This window comes from Sorangium sp. So ce834 (genome assembly GCF_051521425.1).
GTDB lineage: Bacteria > Myxococcota_A > Polyangia > Polyangiales > Polyangiaceae > Sorangium > Sorangium cellulosum_D.
The window spans coordinates 10,994,652-11,018,755 of sequence record NZ_CP150351.1; the positions used below are offsets into that span (position 1 = coordinate 10,994,652).

A 24,104-nucleotide genomic window follows, 5' to 3' on the forward strand; every position below is an offset into this window, starting at 1 on the left:
CATTTTCGCTCTTGTGCCTATTGGTTGCGGAGCCGATGCTCCCGGTACGGACACGGCAGCTGCGGCTGAGGTGGACACGACCGGAGGCACCGGCGTGCTGAACACGAGCGACATTGCTTCGGAGAGCAGCGCTTGAACGGAAGATGAGTTCTGCGAAGAGATTGGGGTCGAAACTGGAAATCTCGGCAAGCAGCTTTGGGCCGACTGCACGGTGGTCAAAATGGGCAGAAAGTCGTCTCCGAGCACGATGGGCGGATACGGCGAAATCACGGGCCTCGGCGGCTGCAAGAAGACATGTCGGAGAGCGCGAGGAGACGCCGCGTCAAAGCTCCCCCTGGCTGCAAGATCAATAACTGCAGCACCGCGGGCTGCTAGCGACGAACGACGAACGCACGGTCGTGCACGCGCGCGTCGGCACGAAGCTCCACCGGTCCGCGCGAGGCTCTCTCTGGCACCGCGCCGTGGTTCCCTTCGATTTCGCGCCCGTCAGCCGCGGCTCACTCCACCACGTAAATTTCGGCGCTCGACAACGCCCGGCCCTCGTCAAAGCCGCCGGTGACGAGGATCCGACCATCTGTGAGCAGGACCGCGGCGGCCTCGCACCGCTTGGTTCGCATCGGCGCGACGTCGATCCAGGCGTCTCTGTCCGGGTCGTAAATTTCCACGCTGTCCAGGCAGGTGGACGCGCCGCGACGCCCGCCGGCGACGACCACCTTGCCATCTGTGAGCGCGAGCGCCGCGGAACCGCAGCGCGGCGCGCGCATAGGTGCCGCGGTTTGCCACCGCCCGACCTTCGGATCGTAGATCTCGGCGCCGATTTCGCCGGTCGCCTCGCCATAGCCCCCCGCGACCATGATCCGGCCGTCGCGCAGCGACATCGCTACGCCCCCGCGGCGGGGGAAGGTGAGCGGCGCACCCGGTGTCCAGGTATCGGCCGTCGAGTCGTAGAACTCGCAGGAGCGCTCCAGCGTATGAGCGCCGTTCATCCCGCCGGCGACGAGCACGCGCCCGTCCGGCAGCAGGGCCGCGACGTGGAACTGACGCGGTGTCTGCATCTGCGCTGCGGCCCTCCACACGTCTCTTACCGGGTCGTAGCGTTCGGTGTCCGCGTGCAGCCCCGCGCCGTAACCGCCAACGGCGAGCACCTCGCCGCCCGGTAGGAGAGTCGCCGTATGGGCCTTTCGGTAGCTGCGCATCGGCGCCGCGGGCGCGAAGGCGTTCCGCGCCGGGTCATAGCGCTCGGTCGAGCGATGGACGCCGTCCGGGTGACCGCCGCCGGCGATCAGCGCCTCACCGGTGCCCGGCAGCAGCGTGACGCTGGCCATAGCGCGGCCCGGAGGCGCCGCCGTCATCAGGACCGGAGCCGCCCAAGAGTTGGCCCTTGGCTCATAGATCTCCGCAACGTTGATGGAGGTGTCGCGCGGAGCTCCCACGACGAGCACGCGGCCGTCCGACAGCAGCGTCATCGCGTGAGCGGCCCGGCCGGCGTACATGGGCGCAGCAGGCGTCCACCTCGGACCGACGGCCGCGCGCAGTTGCATCCCGCTCGACCCAGGGTCGAACAGATCGCATGCGGAGGCTTCGGCCCCGCTGCCGCCGGCCACGAGGGCCCGGCCGTCGACCAGCAGCGTCATGCTGGGGCCCGCTCGGCGCCGTGCCGGCGCGCCGACGGCCGTCCAGCGATCCTGAGCCGGGTCGTAGATCTCCGCGTCCGCGGACGCGGCGCCGCCCATCACGAGAAGCCGCCCGTCGAGGAGCAGCATCGCGGCGTGATGGGCTCTCGCCGTGTGCATCGGCGCAGCCTCCGTCCACCGCTCCGCCGCCGGGTCGTAGACCTCGACGCTCGCCAGCGGCGCCCCGTTGCTCATCCCGCCGGCCACCAGCACTCGCCCGTCGGCCAGAAGTGTGGCCGTGAAGCGATCGCGGCCGGTGGACATCGGCGCTGCGTGGGCCCACTCGTTCGCCACTGGATCGTAGAGTTCGACGCTCGGCGCGGAGAATCCGCGCGCGTCGATCCCGCCGAGGACCAGCGCCCGATCCACGCCCGGGATCCATAGCGCAGCGTGCGCGGCGCGGGCGATGCTCATCCGCGCCGAGGAGGTCCAGCGATCGGTCGCCGGGTCGTAGACCTCGCTCGTCGAGTGAACACCGCGCGCGTCGTGTCCTCCGGCGACGAGCACACGGTTGACGCCAGGAAGCCACGTCGCGGTCAACGCTGCACGTGCGGCGCTCATCGGCGCAGCGCTCCTCCATGTATCGGCCTCCGGAATGTACCGTGCCGCAACGGCAAGCCAGTCTCCGCGACTGACACCGCCAACCACCAGCACATCTCCGCCCGGGAGGAGGGTCGCTGCATGCAATGTCCGCGGCCCGAACGCGCCGGCCTTGATCCATCGATCGTGCACCGGATCGTAGCGCTCGGCGCAGTCGACGAACGCTCGAGCGCTCGCATCGTATCCGCCCACCACCAAGACCTCTCCGTTCGTCAGCCGCGTGGAGGTGTGCCCCTCGCGACCCCACTGCATGGATGCCGCGGGTGTCCAGCGCGGGGTCTCGGCGATCGAGAGCGAATGATCCGAGATGGGGCTTGACGCCGCTGCGCCAACGGCGGCGAGCGCTCGGCCCGCAGCGGAGGCCAGGTTACGCCAGCCTTGAAGTGCGCGCAGGAGCCCGTCGCGCAGGGCAGGGACCTCCATGGCGCCAGGCCTCCGCGACGGCTCCCGCTCCAGGCAGCGATGAAGATGGTCAGCAACCTCCATGGCGCCGGGCCTCCGCGACGGCTCCCACGCCATGCAACGCCGGGCAATCGCGAGGAGCTTACCAGCCACCGCCATCTCTTCGAGGATGACGCCCAGTGCGTAGATGTCGCAGGAAGCGTCGACTTGCTTGCCGGCCTGCTGCTCTGGAGCTGCATACCGCGGCGTCATCGGCGTCTTTCCAGTGGCGGTGAGGTCCGACGCGGCCTCAGGACACGCGGCAATCCCGAGATCGATAATGACCGGGACGTTACCGTTTCGCAGGATAATGTTGCCCGGCTTGAGGTCACGGTGAACGACACCGGCGGCGTGCAGCGCGGCCAGCCCGAGCGCGATGCCGCGACCGATCTTCGCGGCCTCGTCGGACCCGAAGGGCTTCTTCTCGCTGAGCCGCTCGCGCAGCGACGGACCATCGATGTGCTCAAGGACAATGAAGAGGAGTCCCCGATGCATACAGAGCTCGTGCTCGAGCAACTGCACGACGTTAGGGCTAGGGCCGACCTGCTCGACCCGTCGCAGGAGAGTGAGCTCTCGATCATGGAAGCGCTGGATAGTCTCGGGCGCATCCGCGTGCTCCGGGCGCAATACCTTGACGGCAACTCGGCGCAGCGGATCCGCCGTCGTATCGTGTGCAGAGAAGACCCATGCGTAGGTTCCTTCTCCGATCAGTCGCTCGACCCGGTAACGCTTGTCCATGACGTCGCCGACGGCGACCGGGCAGACTGTCGCGGACGCAGGCGCGGGAAGTGTTCTGTCGTGTTTCTGCTCAGGCGAGGGCATAGGCAGCGAAGCCGTTCGTGGTGATGAGTTTCCGTTCCGCTCGCGAAAGGGTGCTCTTCAATTCCGGTTGTCTGCTCCCGAGATCATTCGATGACCGCCGCAGCGTACCGTGTCCTGCCGTCCGGACGCTCCTTGGCAGCAGTGCTCCCGTGCCGCGCGGCGGCACAGCTCCCCGCGATCGGCTACACTCCGGGATGTGAACGACGACGAAGGAACATTGCCGATCGACCGCGCACCACGCACCATCAAGCTGCGCTCGAACAAGATCCGAATCGAGGTGGTCCAGGGCCCCGATGCTGGCACTATCGTTGAGCTCTCGGGCCCTGAGGCGCGCATTGGCAGCGGCGCGGATTGCGACCTGGTCGTGAAGGACCCGACGGTAAGCCGCTTTCACCTGACCATCCGTATCCATAACCATCTCCTCCGTGTCACCGACCGTGTTAGTCGCAACGGTACCGCTATCGACGGAACGATGATTCATGACGCCTACGCGCGTCCGGACTCCGCGATCGTGATCGGCGGAACCACCCTCCGCATGAGGATGCTGAGCGACGTGGTTGAGCTACCGCTCTCCGCCCGCGACCGCTTCGGCCGGCTCCTCGGCCGGAGCGTGGCGATGCGGCGGCTGTTTGCACTGCTCGAGCGCGTCGCTCCGACAGACGCCACCCTCCTCATCGAGGGAGAAACCGGAACGGGCAAGGAGCTTGCCGCCGAGGCCGTCCACCGCGCGAGTCCGCGAGCCGATCGTCCCTTCGTCGTGTTTGACTGCTCCGCCGTCCCGGAAGGCGCCATCGAGGGCGAGCTCTTCGGCCAAGTCCGCGGCGCTTACAATGGCGCCGCCCTCCGCGTTGGGCGGTTCGAGCAAGCCGATGGCGGGACGTTGTTCCTCGACGAGATCGGCGAGCTCCCCGTCGACGTGCAGCCCAAGCTCCTCCGTGCGATCGAGACCCGATGCATTCGCCGCGTCGGCGATGACAGGCCCCCGCGGCCTGTCAACGTCCGCATCATCGCCGCCACCCAGCGCGCCCTTGCGCACGAGGTCGACCGAGGCCGTTTCCGTGACGACCTCTATTACCGGCTCGCCGTCGTCAACGTTCGGATCCCGCCGCTCCGAGAGCGGCCCGATGACATCCCGCTGCTGGTCCGGCACTTCGAGCGGGAGCACACGCGCGCCGCGCGTCCCGCCACGCCGCTGTCCGAATCGGTTATACAAGACCTCGTCAATCGGGCGTGGCCAGGCAATGTTCGGGAGCTAAAGCATCAGGTCGACAACGCCCTTTTCCTAGGCGGCGAAGAGCATTCGGGCGAAGGTGAAGCGCCGGCGCCTGGACCGACGGTGAGTGGCGTGACCCTCGGCCTTCCGCTCCTCGTCGGCCGAGAGCACGTGGCAGATGCCTACGAGAAAGCCTACCTCGAGCTGGCATTGGAGGAGGTGGGCGGCAATGTCTCGCGCGCCGCGGAGCTCGCCGGTGTCGGGCGGCGCTTTATCCAGAAGGCGATGAGACGCCACGGATTGCGGGGCCGCAGGTAGTCGAATCCGGTCTCGTGGGCCGAGACGGCCTACGCTTTGTGCAGGGCATCAGGGTGGTTGGTGAGGGAGGCCCCTTAAATCTTGGATAGCTGGTTGATCATCGCGGAGAAGGACGAGCCCCTCTCCCTGCCCGTGGCCTAGGGGCTCGTGCTGGAGCTCGCCTACGACGGCGGACTGTTCGCCACGACCTGGCGGGCCGGGTGGTGGTGGTGGGTGGTCTAGATCGAGAGGCGTGACCTCCACGGATCGCCATGGAGTCTTGCGCGAGCGACTCCAGCACTTGAGCACGGCGGCGAGGCGTCGCCGCCCGCGGCGGAGCCCTGAATTGGACGTCGCGACGGTGCGGGCTCGAGTACCAGCGCTACCCTGCGCGCCCATCCGTGGCCTACGGCAGCCCGAGCAGCCGACCAATCGCCTCGTGAACGACGCGGGTCCCACCTCATCCCCGAGGGCGACGGCGCGGCTCAGAGTGCCACCGGGCGAGGCGATGACGGCCGCCCGCGACGACGGATAGACCATCGCGAGCTCTCCAGGTCCGGGGCTTGACCGTTTGGCCCGGGTTGGGCCCATGCCTCCCGAGGGCGTGCGATCCGTCGTCACACTCTCCCCAGCCTCCGGAGCATCTGACGGATCGCGACCGTTCGCTACGGCAAACTCGTCGCCTATGCTCGCGCGCGGTGACGGGCCCGTGGGCGGGATGGCGCCTGCTGCGTGGCCATGCGGTGAGGGGCCGTGAGTGCCACCTTCCGGCGGCCGTGAGTCTTGCTACCGGCGCCTGCCTGTGAAGCCCTCCGGTCCCGGCGTGAGGCCGAGAATCCGACCGAGCGCCTCGTGGACGACACGAGCCGCGCCCTCATCGCCGAGGGCGACGGCCCGGCTCAGGGTGCTGGCGAGCGAGGCGACCACGGCGGCCCGAGGCGACGGGTCGGCTGGCGCGAGCTCGCCAAGCTCAAGCGTCGCCGGTTGGGCCCGGGTTGGGTCCATGCCCTTCCAACCGGCGCGATCCGGGTTCCCGTCTCTCAAAAACACCGACGAATGTGACGGATCGCGACGGTTCGGTGCCGCAGAAGAGTCCTGGCGGGATTTCCGACGCACGGACCCAGCGCCCCCTCAGCCCCCCTCCCCTCGCGCGCGCTCCGCCTGCCGCCTCGCCAGGTAGCGGCTCAGCAGGACCCACCCCCCCGCGACCGGCACCATCAGGAGCGACAGCCCCGCCGCCTTCACCCCGAGCGCCGACAGCCCCGACAGCGCCCACGCGCTCGCGGCGTCCCCGCCCCGGAACGCCACGGTGTCGATGAAGCTCTTCGCCTTGTACTTCTCCTCTCGCGCGACCACCGTGAACAGGATCTCCCGCGCCGGCCGGTCCACCGCGTAGTGGATCGCCCGCCGGAGCCCCTGGAAGCCGGCGATCATCGAGAGGGTCGGCCGCGCCGCCAGCGCGAGGAACCCGACGCCCGTGACCACCGGCACCACCGCGAGCGCGACCCCGAGGCCCACCCGCGTCATGAGCCTGCCGGTCACGAGCACCTGCACGACGATGGTGATCACGTTCACGGTGAGATCGATGGAGGCGAACATCGCGGTCCGCCGCGCGGGATCCATCGATTCCGCGGCGACGATCCGCGCCTGCTCGAAGTAGAGCACCGTCGCGGTGATCGATAAAAAGAGCGTCTGCGCGCAGATCCCGAGGAGGTACGGCGACCCGAGGACGAGCGTCACCCCGCGGAGCGCGCCCCCGCCGATGCGCTCCTCCGCGGCGCTCGCCTCGGGCGGCGCCGCGGCGCCGGCGAGCCGGCCGGCGAGGCGGTTCAGCCGCGTCACGCAGAGCACGGCGAGCTCGAGCAGCGCCGCCGACAGGAGGAGGAGGTTCGCGGTCCCGATCTGCCGCGCCTGCGCGGCCGTGACGAGCGAGCCGACCAGCGCGCCGGCGCTGCCGCCGGCGGCGATGACGCCGAAGAGGCGCTTGCCTTGCTCGCTGCGCCAGACGTCCGCCATGAACCCCCAGAACACCGACACGACGAACAGGTTGAAGACGCTCAGCCAGACATAGAACACCTTCCCCACCGGGACGCGCGGCGCGCCGAGCGCGAGCAGCCCGAAGAAGACGAGGAGGTTCGACGCGAAGAAGCGATAGACGATCGGGATGAACCGCCGCCGCGGCAGCCGCGCCACGAGCGCGGAGAAGGCCGGCACGGCCGCGAGCATCGTCGCGAACACCGCCGTGAACAGCCAGGGCAGCTTGTCCATGCCGCCCGAGATGCCCATCTCCTCGCGGACGGGCCGCAGGATATAATAGCTGCAGAGGACGCAGAAGAAGTACGCGAAGCTCCAGAGCAGCGCGGAGACCTCGCCTTCCTTCACGTCGCAGACCCGCCGGAGCAGCGCGGCCGCCGTGCTCAACGGTTCGACGCCCTCCCCCCGGCGAGGCGTCGCTCCGCGGTCGGCGTGAGGCGTGGCGGCGGGCGCGGCATCGGACGACCACTGCACGACAGCCCGCCCCGCGCGTCAAGGCGCCCGCCGGCGCCGGCCGCCCGCGGGCGCGAACCTCATCGGATGAGCAGCGCTCCCGGCGCGGAGCGGCTAAGCTCGGGCCGCGCAGCCCATGAAGTTCGTCCACGCCGCCGACCTCCACATCGACAGCCCCCTCCGCGGCCTCGACCGTTACCCCGGCGCCCCGGTCGAGCAGATCCGCGGGGCCACCCGCCGCGCGCTCGAGAACCTCGTGAGCCTCTGCCTCACCGAGGAGGTCGACCTCCTGCTCCTCGCCGGCGACATCTACGACGGCGACTGGAAGGACTACAGCACGGGCCTGTTCTTCGCCGCGCAGCTCTCCCGGCTGCGCGCCGCCCGGGTGGACGTGGTGCTCCTGAGCGGCAACCACGACGCCGAGAGCCACATCACCCGTCACCTGGAGCTCCCCGAGAACGCCCGCCGGCTCGACCCGAAGAGCCCCGAGACGGTCGTGTTCGAGCGGCTCGGGGTCGCGGTCCACGGGCAGAGCTTCGCGACAAAGGCGGTCACCGACGATCTCGCCGCCGGCTACCCGGACGCGCTGGCGGGCCTGTTCAACATCGGGCTGCTCCACACCTGCCTGGGCGGCCGCGAGGGCCACGACAACTACGCTCCTTGCAGCCTGAACACCCTCGTCGGCAAGCGATACGACTACTGGGCGCTCGGCCACGTGCACACGCGGGAGGTGCTCTCGGAGGATCCGTACATCGCCTTTTCCGGCAACCTCCAGGGCCGCCACGCCCGCGAGACCGGCGAGAAGGGCGCCCTCCTCGTCACGGTGGACGAGGGCCGCATCGCCTCGGTCGAGCACCGCCCCCTCGACGTGGTCCGCTGGTGCGCCTGCAAGGTCGATCTCTCCCCGGCCGCGAGCGCCGACGACATCGTGGATCTGACGCGCGAGCAGCTCGAGCAGCGCCTCGCCGAGGCGGACGGGCGCACGCTGGCCGCGCGGGTGATCCTGTGCGGCGCGACGCCGGCCCACGCCGCGCTCCGCGCCGACTTCGAGCGCTGGACGGGGCAGATCCGCGCGATCGCCAACGACCTCGGCGGCGGGCTCTGGATCGAGCGCGTGCTCTCCCGGACGCTGGCCCCGCTCGAGGTGGGCGCGCTCGAGGAGCGGGACGACGCCATCGGCCAGCTCACGCGGTCGCTGCGCGGGCTGCGCGACGACGAGGCGGGCCTCTCCTCGCTGCTGCGCGAGTTCGCGAGCCTCAAGAACAAGCTCCCCGCCGAGGCGCGCGAGGGCGACGACGCCATCCGCCTCGACGACCCGGCGTACCTGCGCGAGGCGCTCGACGACGTGGAGCACACGCTGATCTCGCGGCTGCTCGGCGCCGGCGACGCGCCGTGAGCGCCGGCGCGGCGGCCTGGGTCGGAGCCGGCCGCGAAGGCAGAATAGTTCAATAATTTACGCAACTTATCGCGTTTCTTCTCGCTCGCCGCCCGGCCGGGCGTGACCACGGCCCGCGCGGCTTGACGGCACACCGATCTCCACCATGCACTCCTCCTGACGCGCCCCGCGCACGCGAGCATCGCCTCGGACAGCCGGACGCGACGGGACGGGGGAGTCATGGACGGGGGAGTCACGATCGACCAGAGCGCTTTTTCGGAGCTGTTCCGTCCGAGGGGCCGCGCCGAGCCGCACTCCATCTACGCGCGCATGCGGGCCGCGGGGCGCATGCATCGCCTCATCCACCCTCGCCTCGACGTGCCTATCTGGACGGCCACGCGCTACGACGACTGCGTGGAGCTCCTCAAGGATCCTCGCTTGATCCGGGATTTCCGCAAGCTCCCCGTCGAGGTGCGCGATCGTTACCGCCCGCTCGGCCAGCGCTCGATCATGCTGGATCGGCACATGCTCGACGCCGATCCGCCGGATCACACACGGCTCAGGGGTCTCCTCCAGCGGGCCTTCTCGGCGAGGGCGATGGAGGGTCTCCGCCCGCGCATCCAGGCGATCACGGGCGAGCTCATCGACGCGGCGGTAGACCGGCGTCGCATGGAGCTCGTGGCCGATTTCGCGTTTCTGCTCCCCATCGCGGTCATCGCCGAGCTCCTCGGCCTCCCCCTCGAGGATCGCGACCAGTTCCGCCGGTGGACCAAGATCCTCCTCGCCCCCTCGATCGATCGCGTGCTCCTGGAGCGCGCGCAGCGCACGACGGAGGAGCTGGCGGCGTACCTCCAGGCGCTCTTCGCGGAGCGCCGCAAGGCTCCGGGCGACGACCTGATCAGCGAGCTCCTGCTCGCCGAGGAGCAGGAGCACAAGCTCAGCCCAGAAGAGGTCTCGAGCACGGTGTTCCTGCTGCTCGTCGCCGGCCACGAGACCACGGTGCACCTCATCGCCAGCGGCGCGCTCCTCCTGTTCTCGCACCCCGAGGAGCGACGGCGGCTCGAGCAGGATCCCGGGCTCATCGGCTCCGCGGTCGAGGAGACGCTGCGCTGCGAGGGCCCGGCCGAGCTCTCGACGGTCCGCTGGCCGCTCGAGGACATCGAGCTGCTCGGCGTGCGCGTGCCAGCGGGAGAAGGGGTCGTGGCGGGGCTCCTGGCCGCGAACCGGGATCCGGCGCACTTTCCGGAGCCGGATCGCTTCGACATCGGCCGCTCGCCGAACCGGCACCTCGCCTTCGGGAGCGGGATCCACTTCTGCCTGGGCGCGACGCTCGCGCGGATCGAGGCCGCTATCGCCCTCTCGACGCTCTTCCGGAGGCTCCCGAGGCTCGAGCTCGACACCTCGCCGGACGAGATCGAATGGAGCGAGTGGTCCCTGATCCGCGGCCCGGCGGCGGTGCCCGTGATGTTCTGAGGGGCGGCGAACGAACAGCGCTCCACCGCCCCGGGACCTCTCGGCCCCGGGGGGCCGGCGCTCAGCCCGCCGAGCGGGCCGTCCGGGCGTAGGCCCGGAGCACCTCGGCCACGCTCCACGCCTGGGCGACGCACCCGCGGGGCGTGAACGGCGGCTCGGCGTCGAAGATCTCGCTGATCGAACCGGCGCAGGCCTCGTCGAGGTGCGGGGTGAAGCCCTCGAGCAGGCTCCGCGCCCCGGCGAGATCGGCGGGATACACTTTCAGCCAGGCATCGATGAAGGGGCCCATGAGCCACCCCCACACGGTGCCCTGGTGATAGGCCATGTCCCGCGCGCGGAGATCGCCGAAGTACTTCGGCTTGTAATCGGGGTGCCCCGGGGCGAGCGACCTGAGGCCCACGGGCGTCCAGAGCCGCGCCTTCACCTGATCGACGATCCCCTTCCAGCGGGAGGCGTCGAGGACCGGGTGCGGCAGCGAGATCGCGAAGATCTGGTTGGGCCGGAAGGCGTCGTCGTCCCCCTGCTCGCCGTCGAGCACGTCGTAGAGATAGCCCAGCTCGTCGGACCAGAAGCGCCGGTTGAACGAGGCCTTGACCTGCTCGGCGGCCCCGCCGTAGCGCCGCGCCGCACCGTCGCCCTCGGACTCGCGCACCCAGCGCTCGATGAGGCGCAGGGCGTTGTACCAGAGCGCGTTGATCTCCACCGCCTTCCCGCGGCGGGGGGTGACCACGTAATCGCCGACCTTGGCGTCCATCCAGGTCAGCTGATAGCCCTCTTCCCCTTGACGGACGAGGCCGTCCTTCGGGTCGACGCCGATCCCGAAGCGCGTCCCGCGGGTGTGGTGCTCGACGATATCGATCAACGTCGGGAGCACGAGCCGGAGCGTCTCGCGATCGCCGGTGTAGGCCAGGTAGCGATCGAGCGCGTGGAAGAACCAGAGGGTGGCGTCGGCGGTGTGGTAGAGCCCGTCATTCTTGCCCTCCGGGAACATGTTGGGGATGAGCCCGTCCTTCACGTAATGGGCGAACGTTCGCAGGATGTAGCCCGCCTCGGTGTGACGCCCGGTGACGAGCGTCAGCCCCTCGAGGCTGATCATGGTGTCCCGCCCCCAGTCGGTGAACCAGTGATAGCCCGCGATGACGGTGCGCACCTCGTCCCCGGCGGCCCGCGCGCGGGCGGCGTCCTCGACGCGGCCCGCGGGGGTGATGAGGAACTGATCCGCCCCGAGGATGAGCTCCGCCGGCGGCCCGGAGCGGACCTCGGGCGCCGCGGCGAGCAGGAGCCGGGTGCGGCGCTTGCGCTCGGCGCGCTGCACCTCCTCCGTGGAGAGCGCGTTGATCGTCTCCCAGGGCTCGGTCGACGCGACGAGGGTCACGCTGCCGGAGACGGGGAGCTCGAGGCCGAAGCGGCCGGGGCTGTAGAACTCGCCGACCGCGTCGTACCCGCGGCTCTGCTCGATCCGGTAGCGCACGTTGCGCAGGCGGGCGCTGTCGATCCTGAACTCGGCCCGGGCGCCCTGGACCTTGAGCCGGAGCGGCGGCAGGTCGCTCGGCGAGGCGAGCTCGTAGCGATCCTCGATCACGGTGAGCGCGTAAGGGCCCGCGACCGGCCGGTCGAGCGCGCCCTCGTGCGGGCGGAAGTTCACCCACGGCTGGAGCTCGATCTGGACCGGCCCTTCGCCCTCGAGGAGCGTGTACGTGACGTGGACCGTGTTCTGCCCGTGGGGCAGGAGGAGGCGCCGCTCGAACGCCATCCCGGCGCCCTCGTAGCGCCACACCGGGAGCCCGGCCTCCAGGCGGAACTCGGCGAGGTCGATGACCTGCGCGGCGCTGTCGTCGAGCCACGGCTCCTGGCCGCCCACCTGAACCACCTTGCCGTCCGAGGTGATGACCCGGGTCGACAGGTCGCTGAGCATCATGGTGCGGCCGAGGGGGGCCGGCAGCGCGGAGATCAAGAGTCCGTGGAAGCGACGGGTCACCGCGCCGGAGATGGTGCCTGACGCGTAGCCGCCGAGGCCGTTCGTGACGAGCCATTCCCGCGTGAGCGGGTCCGCCCCGTGCTCGGCGTCGTCGTGCGAGGCGGGGCCGGTGCCCCGGGACCAGACCATCATCCGGCAGATCTCGTCAGCGTACATGCTTTTTGGGCTCCTCTGGGCGAGGGTTGGCGCTCGTCTTCTCGGGCACCGGCGTCCCGACCACGGGGTGCAGGAGGATCGCCGCGTCGCCCAGGATGTGGACGCCATCCTCGGTGATGACAGGTGGACTGCCTTGTCCCCCGTAACGAGGGGATTCGCTGGACCACAACGTCTCCCAGCGGCGCCCCGGCGGCGGGGCGAAGAGCGGCTCCGGCAAGGACCCTCGATGGATGTCCCGCCCGAGGTTGACGAGGAGCAGACGGTCGTCGCCGTCGTCGCCGAAGTAGCGGAGGAGGAACGCGTGGCCCGAGAGGACGGCCCCGTCGACGCCGCGCGGGCGCTGGGCCCGGATCACGGGGTCGCGCCGGCGGAGCGCGATCAGGTCCTCATGGAGGGCGTAGATGCCGGCGTTGCGCTGGCGCTCGGAGAAGTCGAGCTTGCAGCGCTCGAAGGTCCGCGGGTCGTCGGGGGCGTCGAGCCGCGAGACGACCTCGGGCGCGGCGCAGGAGGGGAACTGCGCCAGGAACTCCGCCCTGCCCTTGCGCACGAGCGGCGCCAGATCGCGGTTGTGGTCCGCGAAGAAGAGGAACGGCGCCGACGACCCGAACTCCTGCCCTTGAAAGAGCATGGGCGTCCCCGGGGCGAGCAGGAGGAGCGCCGACATCGCCCGGAACTTCCCCGGGCAGGTGAGGTGATAGAGCCGCTCGCCCTTCGCCGTGTTGGCGACCTGATCGTGGTTCTCCAGGAAGAGGACGAAGCGGGCCGGATCCACGTCGAGCGCAGGGGTCCCTCGCCGCTGCTTCTGCCACTTGTAGCGCTGCCCCTGGAAGAGGAACCCCCGCTTGACGGCGGAGATGAGCTCCTGAGGGGAGCCCTCGTGATCCGTGTAGTACGCCTCGCTGTGGCCGGTGAGCGCCACCTTGGCGCTGTGGTGGAAATCGTCGTTCCAGATGGCGTCGAGCCCGTAGCCGCCCCGCTCCGGCGCGCGGATCAGCCACTCTTCCTGGGACTCGTTCTCGGCCACGATGAACGTCTCCTTGCCCTTCGCGGCCTCCCGGACGCGGCGCGCGATCGCGGCGAGGATGTGGTCCTTCGAGCCGTCGTAGATGTTCTGGGTCGCGTCGAGCCGCAGGCCGTCGAGGTGGTACTCGTCGATCCAGTAGCCGGCGTTCGCGAGGAAGAACTCCCTCACCGCCTCGGATCGCGGGCCGTCGAAGTTGATGGCCGCACCCCAGTCGGTCTTGTGGCGATCGGTGAAGTAGTCCTTGGAGAACTGGCCGAGGTAGTTGCCGTCCGGGCCGAGGTGGTTGTAGACGACATCGAGGATCACCCCGATCCCGACGCGGTGCGCCGCGTCGACGAAGCGGCGGAAATCGTCGGGGCTGCCGTAGAGGCGCGTCGGCGCGAAGAGGTCCACGCCGTCGTACCCCCAGTTGAACCGGCCGGGGACCTCGTTCACCGGGAGCAGCTCGATCAAGGAGATGCCGATCCGGGCGAGCTCGGGCAGCTCGCGCGCGGCGGACTCCCAGGTGCCCTCCCGGGTGAAGGTGCCGACGTGCATCTCGTAGACGACTTGCCCCTTGAGCGGGGCGCCCCGGAAGCCCGCGTCGCTCCACGCGAACGCGGCGGGGTCGATCACCTCGGAGGGCCCGTGCGGCCCCTCCGGCTGCGAGCGCGAAGCCGGATCGGGATAGAGCTTCTCGTCGTCGTCGAGCCGGAACCGGTAGCGGGTGCCGCCCGCCGCGGCCGGGACGAGCGCCGCGAAGTAACCGCCCTCCTCGGGCCGCAGCAGGGCGGTCTCGCCGCTCCCCGGCCCGGCCTCCAGGACGACCTCGACCCGGCGCCGGGCGGGCGCCCAGACGCGGAAGTGCGCTCCTTTTCCGGGCCCGGCGAGCACCTCTGCGCCGACAGGCAACCGTCTTTCCGTCTTCTCCGGCATTGAGTTACATTCTAAGCGCAACACACGTGACGTCCAGCACCGATAGGCTCGACGGTCCCCTTTGCAGCGGTCCTGTTTACCTGGCTCACCTGACGAGCGATAGCGCCTTACGGAGTCACCTGAAAGGAATCGGGGATCGACCGACGATGAGAGACGGCACAGACGAACTGGCCTGCATTGCATGATCGAGCGGTCCTGGAGCGCGCGCGTGCCTCACCCATGCTGGCGGGCTCCGATGAGGAGGGCATTTTCGATTCGCCTCATCGAGCGAGCGCCGACAGGAGCGGACTTCGCCCGCGACGCCTCCGCGGTCACGGGTGAGCGATGACCACGAGCGTGCGCGCGCGCCGGAGCACGCAGCGCAGCGCCTGCTCCAGCGTCTCGGGGTCGAGCGCCGCGAAGCTCTCGTCGAGCACGACCACCTCGGCGCCCTGGAGCAGCGCGCGCGCGATGTAGAGCCGGCTCCGCTCGCCGTGCGAGAGCTGCCAGCCCGTCTCGCCCACCACCTGCTCCAGCCCGGCGGGCATCCGGCCGAGCAGCTCGCCGAGGCCGAGCTCGCGGCAGACCTCCTCGGCCTCGGCGAGATCGTCGGGCCTCGGCGGCCAGCGCCTGCCCATCAGCAGGTTGTACGCGAACGTCCCGCCGAGGACGTAGTTCTCGTGGAACTGCGGCGCGGCGGCCACGCGGCGGCGCCACGCGGCGGGGCCCAGCATGTGGCGGTCGAGCCCGTTCAAGAGGAGCAGCCCGGCGTCGGGCGCGCGCAGCCCCGAGAGCAGCGCGCTCAGCGTCGACTTCCCTCCCCCCGAGGGCCCCTCGAGCAGGATGCGGTCGCCCGCGGCGATCCGCAGCGAGGCGTCGACCACCGCGGGGCGAGGCCTGCCCTTGTGCCGGAACGACAGCTCGTGCGCCTCCAGGACCGGCGCGGGCGCGCGGCGCTCGGCGTCCCCCGCGCTGCCCGCGCCCTCCTGCGCGCCGGGCGGCGTGCGCCCCGCGTCGGGCGGCAGCGGCGGCGGCGGCGCCCCGCCGCGGGCGGCCGCCATGAAGAGCGTGGAGACCTGCTCCCACGCGATCGCCGCGCTGGCGAGGCTCGACAGGCCGGCCGACAGGCCCTGGAGCGCGCGGCTCGCGAGCAGGACGCCGCCGAGCGCAACCGCGTACGCCGCGGTCGAGCCGGAGCCCGCGAGGAACGGCGGCAGGAGGCCGGCGATCCCCGCGATGAGCCAGCCGCGCGGCATCAGCGCGCCGATCTCGATCTGGCTCCGGTCGAGCTCGAGCGAGCGCGCGAGGTACTGGGAGAGCGCCTCGTCCTCGCCGTGGTGCCAGCGGCCGCTCCGCTCCTGGGCGAGGCGGGTCCGGTGGCCGACCAGGCGCTCGATGAGGTCGTGGGTCATCGCGAGCCGCGCGGCGGTCCAGCGCGCGCGGCGCCGGTAGAACCGCGCGCAGAGCGCGACGACCAGCGCCGCCCAGGCGACGAGCAGGAGCGCGTGGAGCGCGCCCGCCGCGCCCTGGGCGAGCACGACCGCCGCCGCCGCGAGCTCGAACGCCGACGCGACGGCCCCGACGCCGCCGCCCATCGCGAGCGCCTCGATCGCCTCGGACTCGATCACGCGCCCGAGGAAGCGGCCCGCGCCCTCGCTGCGCACCTCCTCGGCGTCGAGCGCGAGCGCTCCCGCGAGCAGGCGCTGCTTGATCAGCGCGCTGGCGTCGATCGCGACCACGCCGGACAGCCACGCCATGAGCTGGCGCAGCGGGACCACCGTCGCGAGCAGCAGCGCCCCGGCGTAGAGCCACCCCTCGTCGAGGTGGTCGTCGAGGATGCTGCGCCCCACGGTCGTCCACACCAGGATCCAGAGCGTGTAGGCCGACGCGTGGGCGGCCAGCAGGCCGAGGAGGCGGCGCGGGATCCGCGCGGCCGCGAGCTGCCGCCCGAACGAGGCGCCGGGCGGCGGGCGCAGGCTCCAGATGCCGTCGAGGACCACGGGCCCGAGCCGCTCGCGGAGCAGGGCCTGCCGCGCGCGGGCGCGCCGCCGCGGCCGCACGCCCGCGCGCTCGAGGACGCGATCGACCTCCGGGAGCACCTGCGCCTCGAGCGGGCGGGCGACGCGGCGGAGGATCGCCTCGACCGGCACGCGCGCGGTGGAGCGGTCGGCGCGGAGCACCGAGAGGGCCTGCCCGCTGCGCCCCACGACGGCGAGGAAGCGCTGCGCCTCGCCGCCGCGCAGCCACACGAGCGCGGGCGCGACGCGCAGGAGCGCGTCGCCGACCTCGTCGTAGCGCGCCGCGATCGGCTCCGCCTCGACGCCGAGGTAGCCCGCGGCCTGATCGATCCACGCGCCGAGCGCGTCCGCGCTGCGGAGGTGCCCTGCGGTGGGGATGGGCGCCGCGACCGCGCGCGGGCGGAGGCCGCCTTGCAGCGCGAGCGCCTCGAGCGCGTCGCCGAGGCGCTCCGCCGGCCACTCGAGGGCGCCGAGCGCGTCGGCCGCCTCGCCCGGCCGAGCGCCCCAGCCGCGTCGCGCCTGCGCTCCGTCCGGCGGGGCTCCCCACCCGGGTTGCGCCTCCGCCGTCACCTCCGCTCGCCCTCCGGCGCTGCCGCGCCCTCCGCCGGCGCCGCCGCGCCCTCCGCCGGCGCCGCCGCGCCCTCCGCCGCCGCTCCGGCGATGCGCCCGCGCACGACCTTCAGCCGGCGCCACCCGCCGCTCGACCAGAGCCCTCGCTGCACGGCCGCCTCGGCGTCCAGCAGCGCGCGGTAGCGCGAGCCGGGGCGCGCCGCGAGCTCGGCGGGCGCCCCGTCCTCGACCACGCGCCCGCCGTCCACGACGAGCACGCGCTCGAACGCGCGCGTCTCGCCGACGTCGTGGGTGACGCAGAGGAGCGTCGCGCGACGAAAGCGCCGCCGCGCCCGGGCGAGCAGGGCGCGGCGGCGCTCCCGGTCGAGGCCGCGGAACGGCTCGTCGAGGATCGCGAGCCGCGCCTCGCTCCGCAGCATCGCCCGGCCGAAGCGCACGCGCTGCCCCTCGCCGCCGGAGACGAGCCCTCCGCCCTCGCCGAGCAGGGTCTTCTGCCCTTCGGGCAGCCGCTCCAGCACCTCGCGCAGCTCGGCCTCCTCGACGACGGCGCCGAAGTCGGCCGCGTCGTCGGGCGCGCCATAGCGGAGGTTGTCGAGGAACGAGCGGTTCCAGATCTGCACCGCCGGGTCGACCCACGCGGTCTCCTCGCGCAGGGCGTGGAGCCGCTCGCCGTCGAGCGGGCGGCCGTCGACGAGCACCCTGCCCTCGCTCGCCCGGTGCCACCCGAGCAGCACCCCGACGAGGCTCGACTTGCCCGCGCCCGAGGCCCCCACGATCGCCACGTGGCTGCCCGCCGCGATCCGGAGATCGACCCCGTCGAGGATCACGTGGCCGGCGGCCTGGATGCGCACCCGCTCGAAGGCGATCGCGCAGCCCGCGCCCTCGGCGCCGGAGGAGCCGCGCGCCGGCGGCGCCGCGGCGGACGCGCCGCGGGCGCGCGGCTCCTCCGGCGCGCCGAGCGGCTCGAGCAGGCGCAGCGCCGTGTTGCGCTGCGCCGGGTACTGGAGCAGCGCGCCCGCGAGCGCCTGCCCGATCGCCGGCAGCGCGAGCGCCCAGTAGAAGAGCAGGAGCGCCCGCGAGAGCGCGCCCCCGCGGGCGAGGAAGTCGCCGAGGATCCACGCGGCGAGCGCGAAGCCGAGCAGCGCCTGCGCCCCGTCGACGGCGAGGGCCGCGCGGAGCAGCGCGCGGCCGGCGAGCGCCCACTCCCCGAGCAGGCCCGCGTGCTGCCGCCGCACGGCCCGCTCCGCCGCGTGCGCCCGGATCGGCACGAGGCCGAGGAGCGCGTCGAGGTAGAAGCTCGTGAGCGCGCCGGCGTGGGTGCGGACGCGCAGGTCCCGCTCGACGAGGACGCGGTTGCCCGCGAACGGCAGCGCCAGCGCGAGCGCGGCGCACGGCACGGCGAGGCGCGCGCTCGCGGGATCGATCCAGACGATCGCGGCCGTGGTGACCGCGAGATCGAGCGCAGAGCGCGCGATCTGCCCGCCGAACGCCGGCAGGGCGCGGAGCACGTGCAGGCTGTGGCCGCGCTGCGCCATGTCGGAGGCCGGGCGGCTGTGGAAGTAGCGATCGCCGATGCGCGGGATCTTCGCGAGGAACGCCATCCGCAGCCGCACCTCGAGGTGCCGCCCGAGCCGGATCACCCCGGTGGTCAGCGAGAGATCGATGGCGAGCTCCACCGCGAGGAACATGGCGAGGGCGCCGATGGCGGCGAGGCGCTGCTCGAACAGCGCGAGATCGTTCGAGATCTGGAGCAGCCCGCGGAAGAGGAGGCTCTCCAGCACCACCGTCGCGACGCTGAGCGCGAGCGCGCCGGCGAGCACGGCGGGGGCCAGCAGCCCGTCCTCGCGGATCATCCGGAGCAGCTCGCGCGCGGGCCTTGTCGGGCGCTCCGCGAGGGCGGCGGCGACGTCGGGGGGGAGGCGCGCCTCGACGCTCGGGCTCGCCTCGCCGGGGGGCGACGGCGCGGCCGCGGCGGCCCGCGGCGCGCCGCCGCGCGCAGCGGCGGCGCGGGCGTGGCTCGTCGGGCGCCGCCCGCGGATCCGCACGAGCACCGCGCCCCGCGCGACGACCCGATCCTCGCCGCGCGGGCCGGCCGGCATGGGGTGCGCCGTCCAGAAGGTGGGCGGGATCATCTGCTCCCGCGCGGCCTCGGGCCCCTGCTCGAGCAGCGCGCCCAGCACGCGCGCGGCCTCGCGACCGCGGCCCAGGCCGCCGGAGCGCACGAGCGACGTGACCAGGCGCGCGCCGGCGTCGAGCGCCGCGATCGCGCGCCACCCCGGCTCCGAGAGCGCCGCCTCGAGCGGCTGCGCCCCCGCGCCGAGCCAGGCGAGCCGGCGCCCGAGCGGCCGCGTGAAGCCGTCGCTCGCCGCCCAGTCGCGGAAGTCCGCCGCGGACAGGGGCAGCTCGTGCTGGTAGAGCTCGCCCTCGAGCTGCCGTCGCGTGAGCCAGCGACGCCCCGTGGCCGGGTCCATCACCTGCACGAGGCCGCCGTGCCGTCGCCAGAGCACGACCACGTGGAGCGGCCCGGCCGACTGCCGAACGATCGCCAGGGCGGGCAGCGCCTGCGCCTCGTCGAGCAGCACGTGCTCGGCCGGGACGAGGATCTGCTGGGCCACGAGCCCGAGCTGCCCCGCGAGATCCTCCAGGGTGTCGATGGAGGTGCCGTCGACGTCGGTCTGGCAGGCCTCGCGCAGGCGGCCGTAGCTCACGCCGATGCCGAAGCCCTCGAGCACGCACTTGAGCGTGGCCGGCCCGCAATCCATCGCCGAGGTCTGCACGACCTCCGGCGCGAGGAGCCGCCGCTCCGGGCTCGAGGCGCGGCGACGGGGGTTCGCTGATCGCTCCGGCGCGGATCGGGGATCGGCGCTCGTCGTCCCCTCCTTCACCCGCCCGCTCCGCCGCGGACCCTCACGATCTGCCCCGCGGCGCGCAGCACGAGCGAGGCCGGCGAGACGCGCTCGGTCTCGATGACGACGCTCCCGGGGAGCCCGTGCTGCATCGGGATCGGCGACGCCGGATCGGGCCGCACGCCGAGCTCCACGCGGATGCGGCCCTCCTGCGCCTCGCTGGCGACGCGGTCGACGGTGGTGGACAGGGTGCCGTACTCGGTCCACGGGAACGCGTCGAGGCGCAGGCGCCCCTCCTGCCCCGCGCGGATCCGCCCGACGGAGGCGGGCGGGAACTCCGCGATCACCCGGAGCTCGCCGGGCGGCACGACGGCGGCCACGACGTCCCCTTCGCGCACGAAGGACCCGGCCCGCAGCACCGCGATCTCGCCGACCCGCCCGTCGATCGGCGAGCGGATCTTGCGCCGGTCGATCTCGGCGAGCAGCCCCTTGATCGCCGCCCCCAGCACGAGCCGCTCCCCCTCGAGGGTGGCGGCCTCGCGGTCGAGCCGCGCGAGCTCGGCCTGCTGCTCGCTCTGCCCGGCGCGCCGCTCGACGTAGGCGCGCGCGGCGGCGCGGTCGAGCGCCTCGGTCGCCGAGCGCCTCGACTGCGCGTCGGCCGCGAGCCGCGCCGCCTCGGCCTCGGACACGAGCCCGTCCTGGCGCAGGCGCACGGCCCGCTCCGCCTCGATCTCCTGGAACCGCGCGCCTGCCTCGGCCTCCCGCAGCCGCGCCTTCGCCTCGTCGACGTGCGCGCGCGCCGCCTCCTCCCCGTCGCGCAGCGCCCGCCCCCGCGCCGCGATCTCGGCCCGGAGCGGCCCCATCTGCCCCGCGATCGCCGCGAGCCGGGCCTGCTTGTCGTCGATCTCGCGGCGGAGCGGCTCCACGTCGAGCTCGATGAGGACGTCTCCCGCGGCGACCTCGGCCCCGAGGGCGAGGTGGACCGCGGCCACCTTCCCGCCGAGCGGCGCCTCGACGCGGTGCGCCGCCTGGCCCACCTCGAGGCGGGCGCTCACGCTTGTCTCGTACCGCCCGACGCGCGCGAGGAAGAACCACGCGAGCCAGGCGGAGAGCAGGACCGCGCCGATCGCGACGCCGGCGATCGAGCCGCGGTGGCCGTCGGTGGCGATCGCGTGAATCGAGCGTGAGAACCCGGCGGGCATGGGTGGCTCTGCAAAGGTACACGAGCGAAGCAGGGTCAGGAAGTCACGCTCATCGCCCGGGCGAGGCGATGAGCATCGCAAAACTTAACGTGCGCAGCGGGCCGGTCGACTCCATCCTGTCCACGGCGGCTCCGCCGCGTGGCAGTACATCCACTCTGGAGGTTTCCCATGGCTGATATCGATCGTGATCCCGAGCAGACCGAGCAGGTGCCCTTCTTCGCTCGCTTCCTGGAAGATCAGAAGCGCGTCCGGACCGGCGTCAAAGCCGGCGGGTGTGTTACGACGCTGAAGTTCCCCTCGGACGGTGAGGATATTGGCGGCGGCGAGGCCGTCACCCTCAAGTTCCCCTCCGACAACGACGAAGATCTGGGCGTGAAGTGATCCGCGCGCCGCGTGCCGCGCGCCGCAGATCACGCGATCGAGGCGCCGCGTAACCAGGCTCGACGACACGCGACCAGGCTCGACGACACGCACCCCAGCGCAACGAACTTTAACAATATTCAACACAGCCGAGCACCCCGCGACTGAAAGACGACCGCAGCAGCGGAATCGGTCGCAGCCATCGTTATCAGGGTGCCCGCGGGCTTGCCTACCCGCCTGGTTGCTCGTTTAATTGGCTCTCTTATCCTCGACGGCGCCGCCGTCCCGATCTGGAGGTATCCCATGGCTGATGTCGATCTCCGTGAGCCCGAGCAGCAGGAGCAGGAGGCCGCCGAGGCGGTGCCCTTCTTCGCCCGTTTCCTGGAGGATCAGAAGCGCGTCCGGACCGGCGTCAAAGCCGGCGGGGGCGCCGCGACGAAGAAGTACCCCTCGGACAGCGATGAAGACTGCGGGCCGCCCATCTACACCACGCTGAAGTACCCGTCGGACGGCGACGACTCCGGCGTATGAGCCGCCCGGGCCCGCGAGAGAGAGGCAACCCGACGTGACGACCGCGGGCGAGCGCGTCCTCCTGGTCTCGCATTCACAGGACGACTTCGGGGTCGAGCGCGTGGCGGAGGCGCTGCGACGGCGCGGCGCCCGCCCCGTTCGCCTGAACGTCGACCGGTTCCCTCGCGACATCGCCCTCTCGACGGCGCTCGGGGCCGGCGGCGTGCGCCGCCGCCTGGAGGGCGCCGGGGCCGCGCTCGGCGGGGACGAGATCGCCGCGGTCTGGCTCCGGCGCGTCTGGGCGCCGAACCTCGGCGAGGGCGTCCCCGAGGCGTACCGCGCCGCCTGCGTGCGCGAGTCGATGGCGGCGCTGGCCGGCTGGCTGCGCGGGCTCCCCGCGCGGCGGTGGATCAACGAGCCGGCGGCCGAGGAGCGCGCCCAGGACAAGCTGCGCCAGCTCGCGGCGGCCGCGTCGGTCGGCCTGCGCATCCCCGAGACGCTGGTGACGAACGACGCGGCCGAGGCCCGCGCCTTCTTCGCGCGCCTCGGCGGGAACGTGGTCGCCAAGATGCTCACGCCCTTCTCGACGAGCCTCTCGGGCGGCGGGCCGTTCGTCTTCACGCACGCCGTCACGGCGGCCGACCTCGACGCCCTCTCCGGCCTGCGCCAGAGCCCGATGGTCTTCCAGGAGCGCATCCCCAAGGCGCGCGAGCTGCGCGTCGCCTGCGTCGGCGGCCGGTGCTTCCCCGGCGCGCTCGACGCCTCCCGCTACGAGTCGATCGCCGTCGACTGGCGCCACCCGGACGTCAGCGCCGCCGGGATCGCGTGGGAGCAGGACGCGCTCCCGCGCGACGTCGAGGCGCGGCTCGGCGCGCTCCTCGGCGCCCTCGGGCTCGCCTTCGGGGCCGTCGACATCATCCGGACGCCCGAGGGGGAGCACGTCTTTCTCGAGATCAACCCCGCCGGCGAGTGGGGCATGCTGGAGCGGGACCTCGGCCTGCCGATCGCCGACGCGCTGGCGGAGGCGCTGCTCGCTCCGACGGAGAACCCGTGACCGTCCTCATCATCACGCACAGCGAAGACAACGAGTGCATCGCCCGCGTCGCCGCCGCGATCGAGCGGCTGGGGGGCCGGGCCTTCCGCTTCGACACCGACGCTTTCCCGCAGGGGGCGCGGCTCGCGCTCGCCGCGGGGCCCGGGGCGGGCCGCTCCACGCTGCGCACGGGCGCCGGCGGCGGCGAGCTCGATCTCGGCGACGTGACCGCCGTCTGGTACCGCCGGGTCGCCTTCGGCCGCGGGCTGCCCGCGTCGATGGACCCGCAGCTCCGGAGCGCGTCGGTCCAGGAGGCCAAGCAGACCGTGGAGGGCCTGCTGTCGGCGCTCCGCGTGCCGCAGGTCGACCCCCTGCCGGCGGTGCGCTTCGCGTCGAACAAGCAGGTGCAGCTCGACATCGCCCGCGAGGTCGGCCTCGACACGCCGCGCACGCTCACCACCAACGACGCCGAGGCGGCGCGGGCCTTCGCCGCGACCTGCCCGGGCGGGGTGGTCGCCAAGATGCTCTCGTCGTTCGCCGTCTACCGCGGCGGCGAGGAGCACGTGGTCTTCACGAACGCCCTCCGGGACGAGGATCTCGCGGACATGCGGGGGCTCTCGCTCTGCCCGATGACGTTCCAGGAGAGGATCCCGAAGGCGCGCGAGCTGCGGGTGACGGTCGTGGGCGAGCGCGTGTTCGCGGCCTCGATCGATCCGGAGGCGGCGCCCGGCGCCGAGGTCGACTGGCGGCGGCAGGGGCTCGAGCTCATCGACGCGTGGCGCAAGGACGCGCTCCCGCCCGACGTCGAGACCGGGGTGCTCCGGCTGATGGATCAGCTCGGCCTCAACTACGGCGCCCTCGACATCCTCCGCACGCCGGACGGACGGCACGTCTTCCTCGAGGTCAACCCCGTCGGCGAGTTCTTCTGGCTGGAGCGGAGCCCCGGCCTCCCGATCAGCGAGGCGCTCGCCGAGGTGCTGCTCGGCAAGGCGCCGCGCCGCGGCTCGTGGAGCGCCTTCCTGCACGCCCCCGTGACGCAGCCCCGCTGAGCCGGACGTACAGCGTAAAGCGCCGACCGCCTGTCCTCTCCAGCAGAATCCGCCTGCCCTCTCCGGCGGCTCCGACGGCCGCG

The 24,104-nt window shown here is 72.4% G+C and carries 14 protein-coding genes; 7 read left to right on the forward strand and 7 right to left on the reverse strand.

The genetic code is table 11. From position 1 onward, the window contains the following. Positions 1-497: 497 nt before the first annotated feature. Positions 498-3,452 carry a kelch repeat-containing protein gene (locus tag WMF20_RS40405; RefSeq protein ID WP_437607060.1) on the reverse strand — a complete coding sequence of 985 codons (2,955 nt, stop codon included), beginning with the start codon at positions 3,450-3,452 and terminating at the stop codon, positions 498-500. Between the two features lie 280 nt (positions 3,453-3,732). Between WMF20_RS40405 and WMF20_RS40410 the strand changes: the two genes are divergently transcribed. Further along, positions 3,733-5,067 carry a sigma 54-interacting transcriptional regulator gene (locus WMF20_RS40410; protein ID WP_437607061.1) on the forward strand — a complete coding sequence of 445 codons (1,335 nt, stop codon included), beginning with the start codon at positions 3,733-3,735 and terminating at the stop codon, positions 5,065-5,067. Positions 5,068-6,177: 1,110 nt separating this feature from the next. On the opposite strand, the gene WMF20_RS40415 is transcribed toward WMF20_RS40410, so the two are convergent. After that, positions 6,178-7,467: an NTP/NDP exchange transporter gene (locus WMF20_RS40415; RefSeq protein ID WP_437607062.1), complete on the reverse strand. Its 1,290-nt coding sequence runs from the start codon at positions 7,465-7,467 to the stop codon at positions 6,178-6,180. A gap of 202 nt (positions 7,468-7,669) precedes the next feature. Here WMF20_RS40415 and WMF20_RS40420 point away from each other — a divergent pair, with 202 nt between their 5' ends. Continuing rightward, positions 7,670-8,929, forward strand: coding sequence for a metallophosphoesterase family protein (locus tag WMF20_RS40420; protein WP_437607063.1), 1,260 nt, complete (start codon positions 7,670-7,672; stop codon positions 8,927-8,929). A 219-nt stretch (positions 8,930-9,148) separates the two neighbouring features. Further along, on the forward strand, positions 9,149-10,381 hold the full coding sequence (locus WMF20_RS40425) for a cytochrome P450 family protein (protein ID WP_437607064.1): 1,233 nt from the start codon (positions 9,149-9,151) through the stop codon (positions 10,379-10,381). 61 nt (positions 10,382-10,442) lie between these two features. Here WMF20_RS40425 and WMF20_RS40430 read toward each other — a convergent pair whose 3' ends face one another. From WMF20_RS40430 to WMF20_RS40450, 5 genes are all read right to left on the reverse strand, one after another. Continuing rightward, the gene (locus WMF20_RS40430; RefSeq protein ID WP_437607065.1) at positions 10,443-12,515 is read right to left on the reverse strand and encodes an amylo-alpha-1,6-glucosidase; all 2,073 of its coding nucleotides are present in this window, start codon (positions 12,513-12,515) and stop codon (positions 10,443-10,445) included. Continuing rightward, positions 12,505-14,454 (reverse strand): malto-oligosyltrehalose trehalohydrolase, encoded by a 1,950-nt coding sequence (gene treZ / locus WMF20_RS40435; RefSeq protein WP_437607066.1) that lies wholly within the window; start codon positions 14,452-14,454, stop codon positions 12,505-12,507. Before treZ ends, WMF20_RS40430 begins: the two co-directional genes overlap by 11 nt. A gap of 311 nt (positions 14,455-14,765) precedes the next feature. Then, complete coding sequence (locus WMF20_RS40440; RefSeq protein WP_437607067.1) at positions 14,766-17,021, reverse strand: ATP-binding cassette domain-containing protein; 2,256 nt, start codon at positions 17,019-17,021, stop codon at positions 14,766-14,768. Then, a complete protein-coding gene (locus WMF20_RS40445; RefSeq protein ID WP_437607068.1) occupies positions 17,018-19,906 on the reverse strand; it encodes an ATP-binding cassette domain-containing protein in 2,889 nt (962 codons plus the stop codon). The genes WMF20_RS40440 and WMF20_RS40445 overlap by 4 nt, the downstream gene beginning before the upstream one ends. Then, positions 19,903-21,069 (reverse strand): HlyD family secretion protein, encoded by a 1,167-nt coding sequence (locus WMF20_RS40450; protein ID WP_437607069.1) that lies wholly within the window; start codon positions 21,067-21,069, stop codon positions 19,903-19,905. Before WMF20_RS40450 ends, WMF20_RS40445 begins: the two co-directional genes overlap by 4 nt. Before the next feature lie 168 nt (positions 21,070-21,237). On the opposite strand from WMF20_RS40450, the gene WMF20_RS40455 reads away from it, so the two are divergent. The 4 genes from WMF20_RS40455 to WMF20_RS40470 all read left to right on the forward strand — a co-directional run bounded on the left by WMF20_RS40455 (position 21,238) and on the right by WMF20_RS40470 (position 24,021). Next, positions 21,238-21,450, forward strand: coding sequence for a microviridin/marinostatin family tricyclic proteinase inhibitor (locus WMF20_RS40455; protein ID WP_129579276.1), 213 nt, complete (start codon positions 21,238-21,240; stop codon positions 21,448-21,450). A 282-nt stretch (positions 21,451-21,732) separates the two neighbouring features. Continuing rightward, a complete protein-coding gene (locus tag WMF20_RS40460) occupies positions 21,733-21,960 on the forward strand; it encodes a microviridin/marinostatin family tricyclic proteinase inhibitor (protein WP_129579277.1) in 228 nt (75 codons plus the stop codon). A gap of 34 nt (positions 21,961-21,994) precedes the next feature. After that, positions 21,995-22,993, forward strand: coding sequence for an MvdC family ATP-grasp ribosomal peptide maturase (locus WMF20_RS40465; RefSeq protein WP_437607070.1), 999 nt, complete (start codon positions 21,995-21,997; stop codon positions 22,991-22,993). Further along, positions 22,990-24,021 carry an MvdD family ATP-grasp ribosomal peptide maturase gene (locus tag WMF20_RS40470; RefSeq protein ID WP_129579279.1) on the forward strand — a complete coding sequence of 344 codons (1,032 nt, stop codon included), beginning with the start codon at positions 22,990-22,992 and terminating at the stop codon, positions 24,019-24,021. Before WMF20_RS40465 ends, WMF20_RS40470 begins: the two co-directional genes overlap by 4 nt. Positions 24,022-24,104 lie beyond the last annotated feature (83 nt).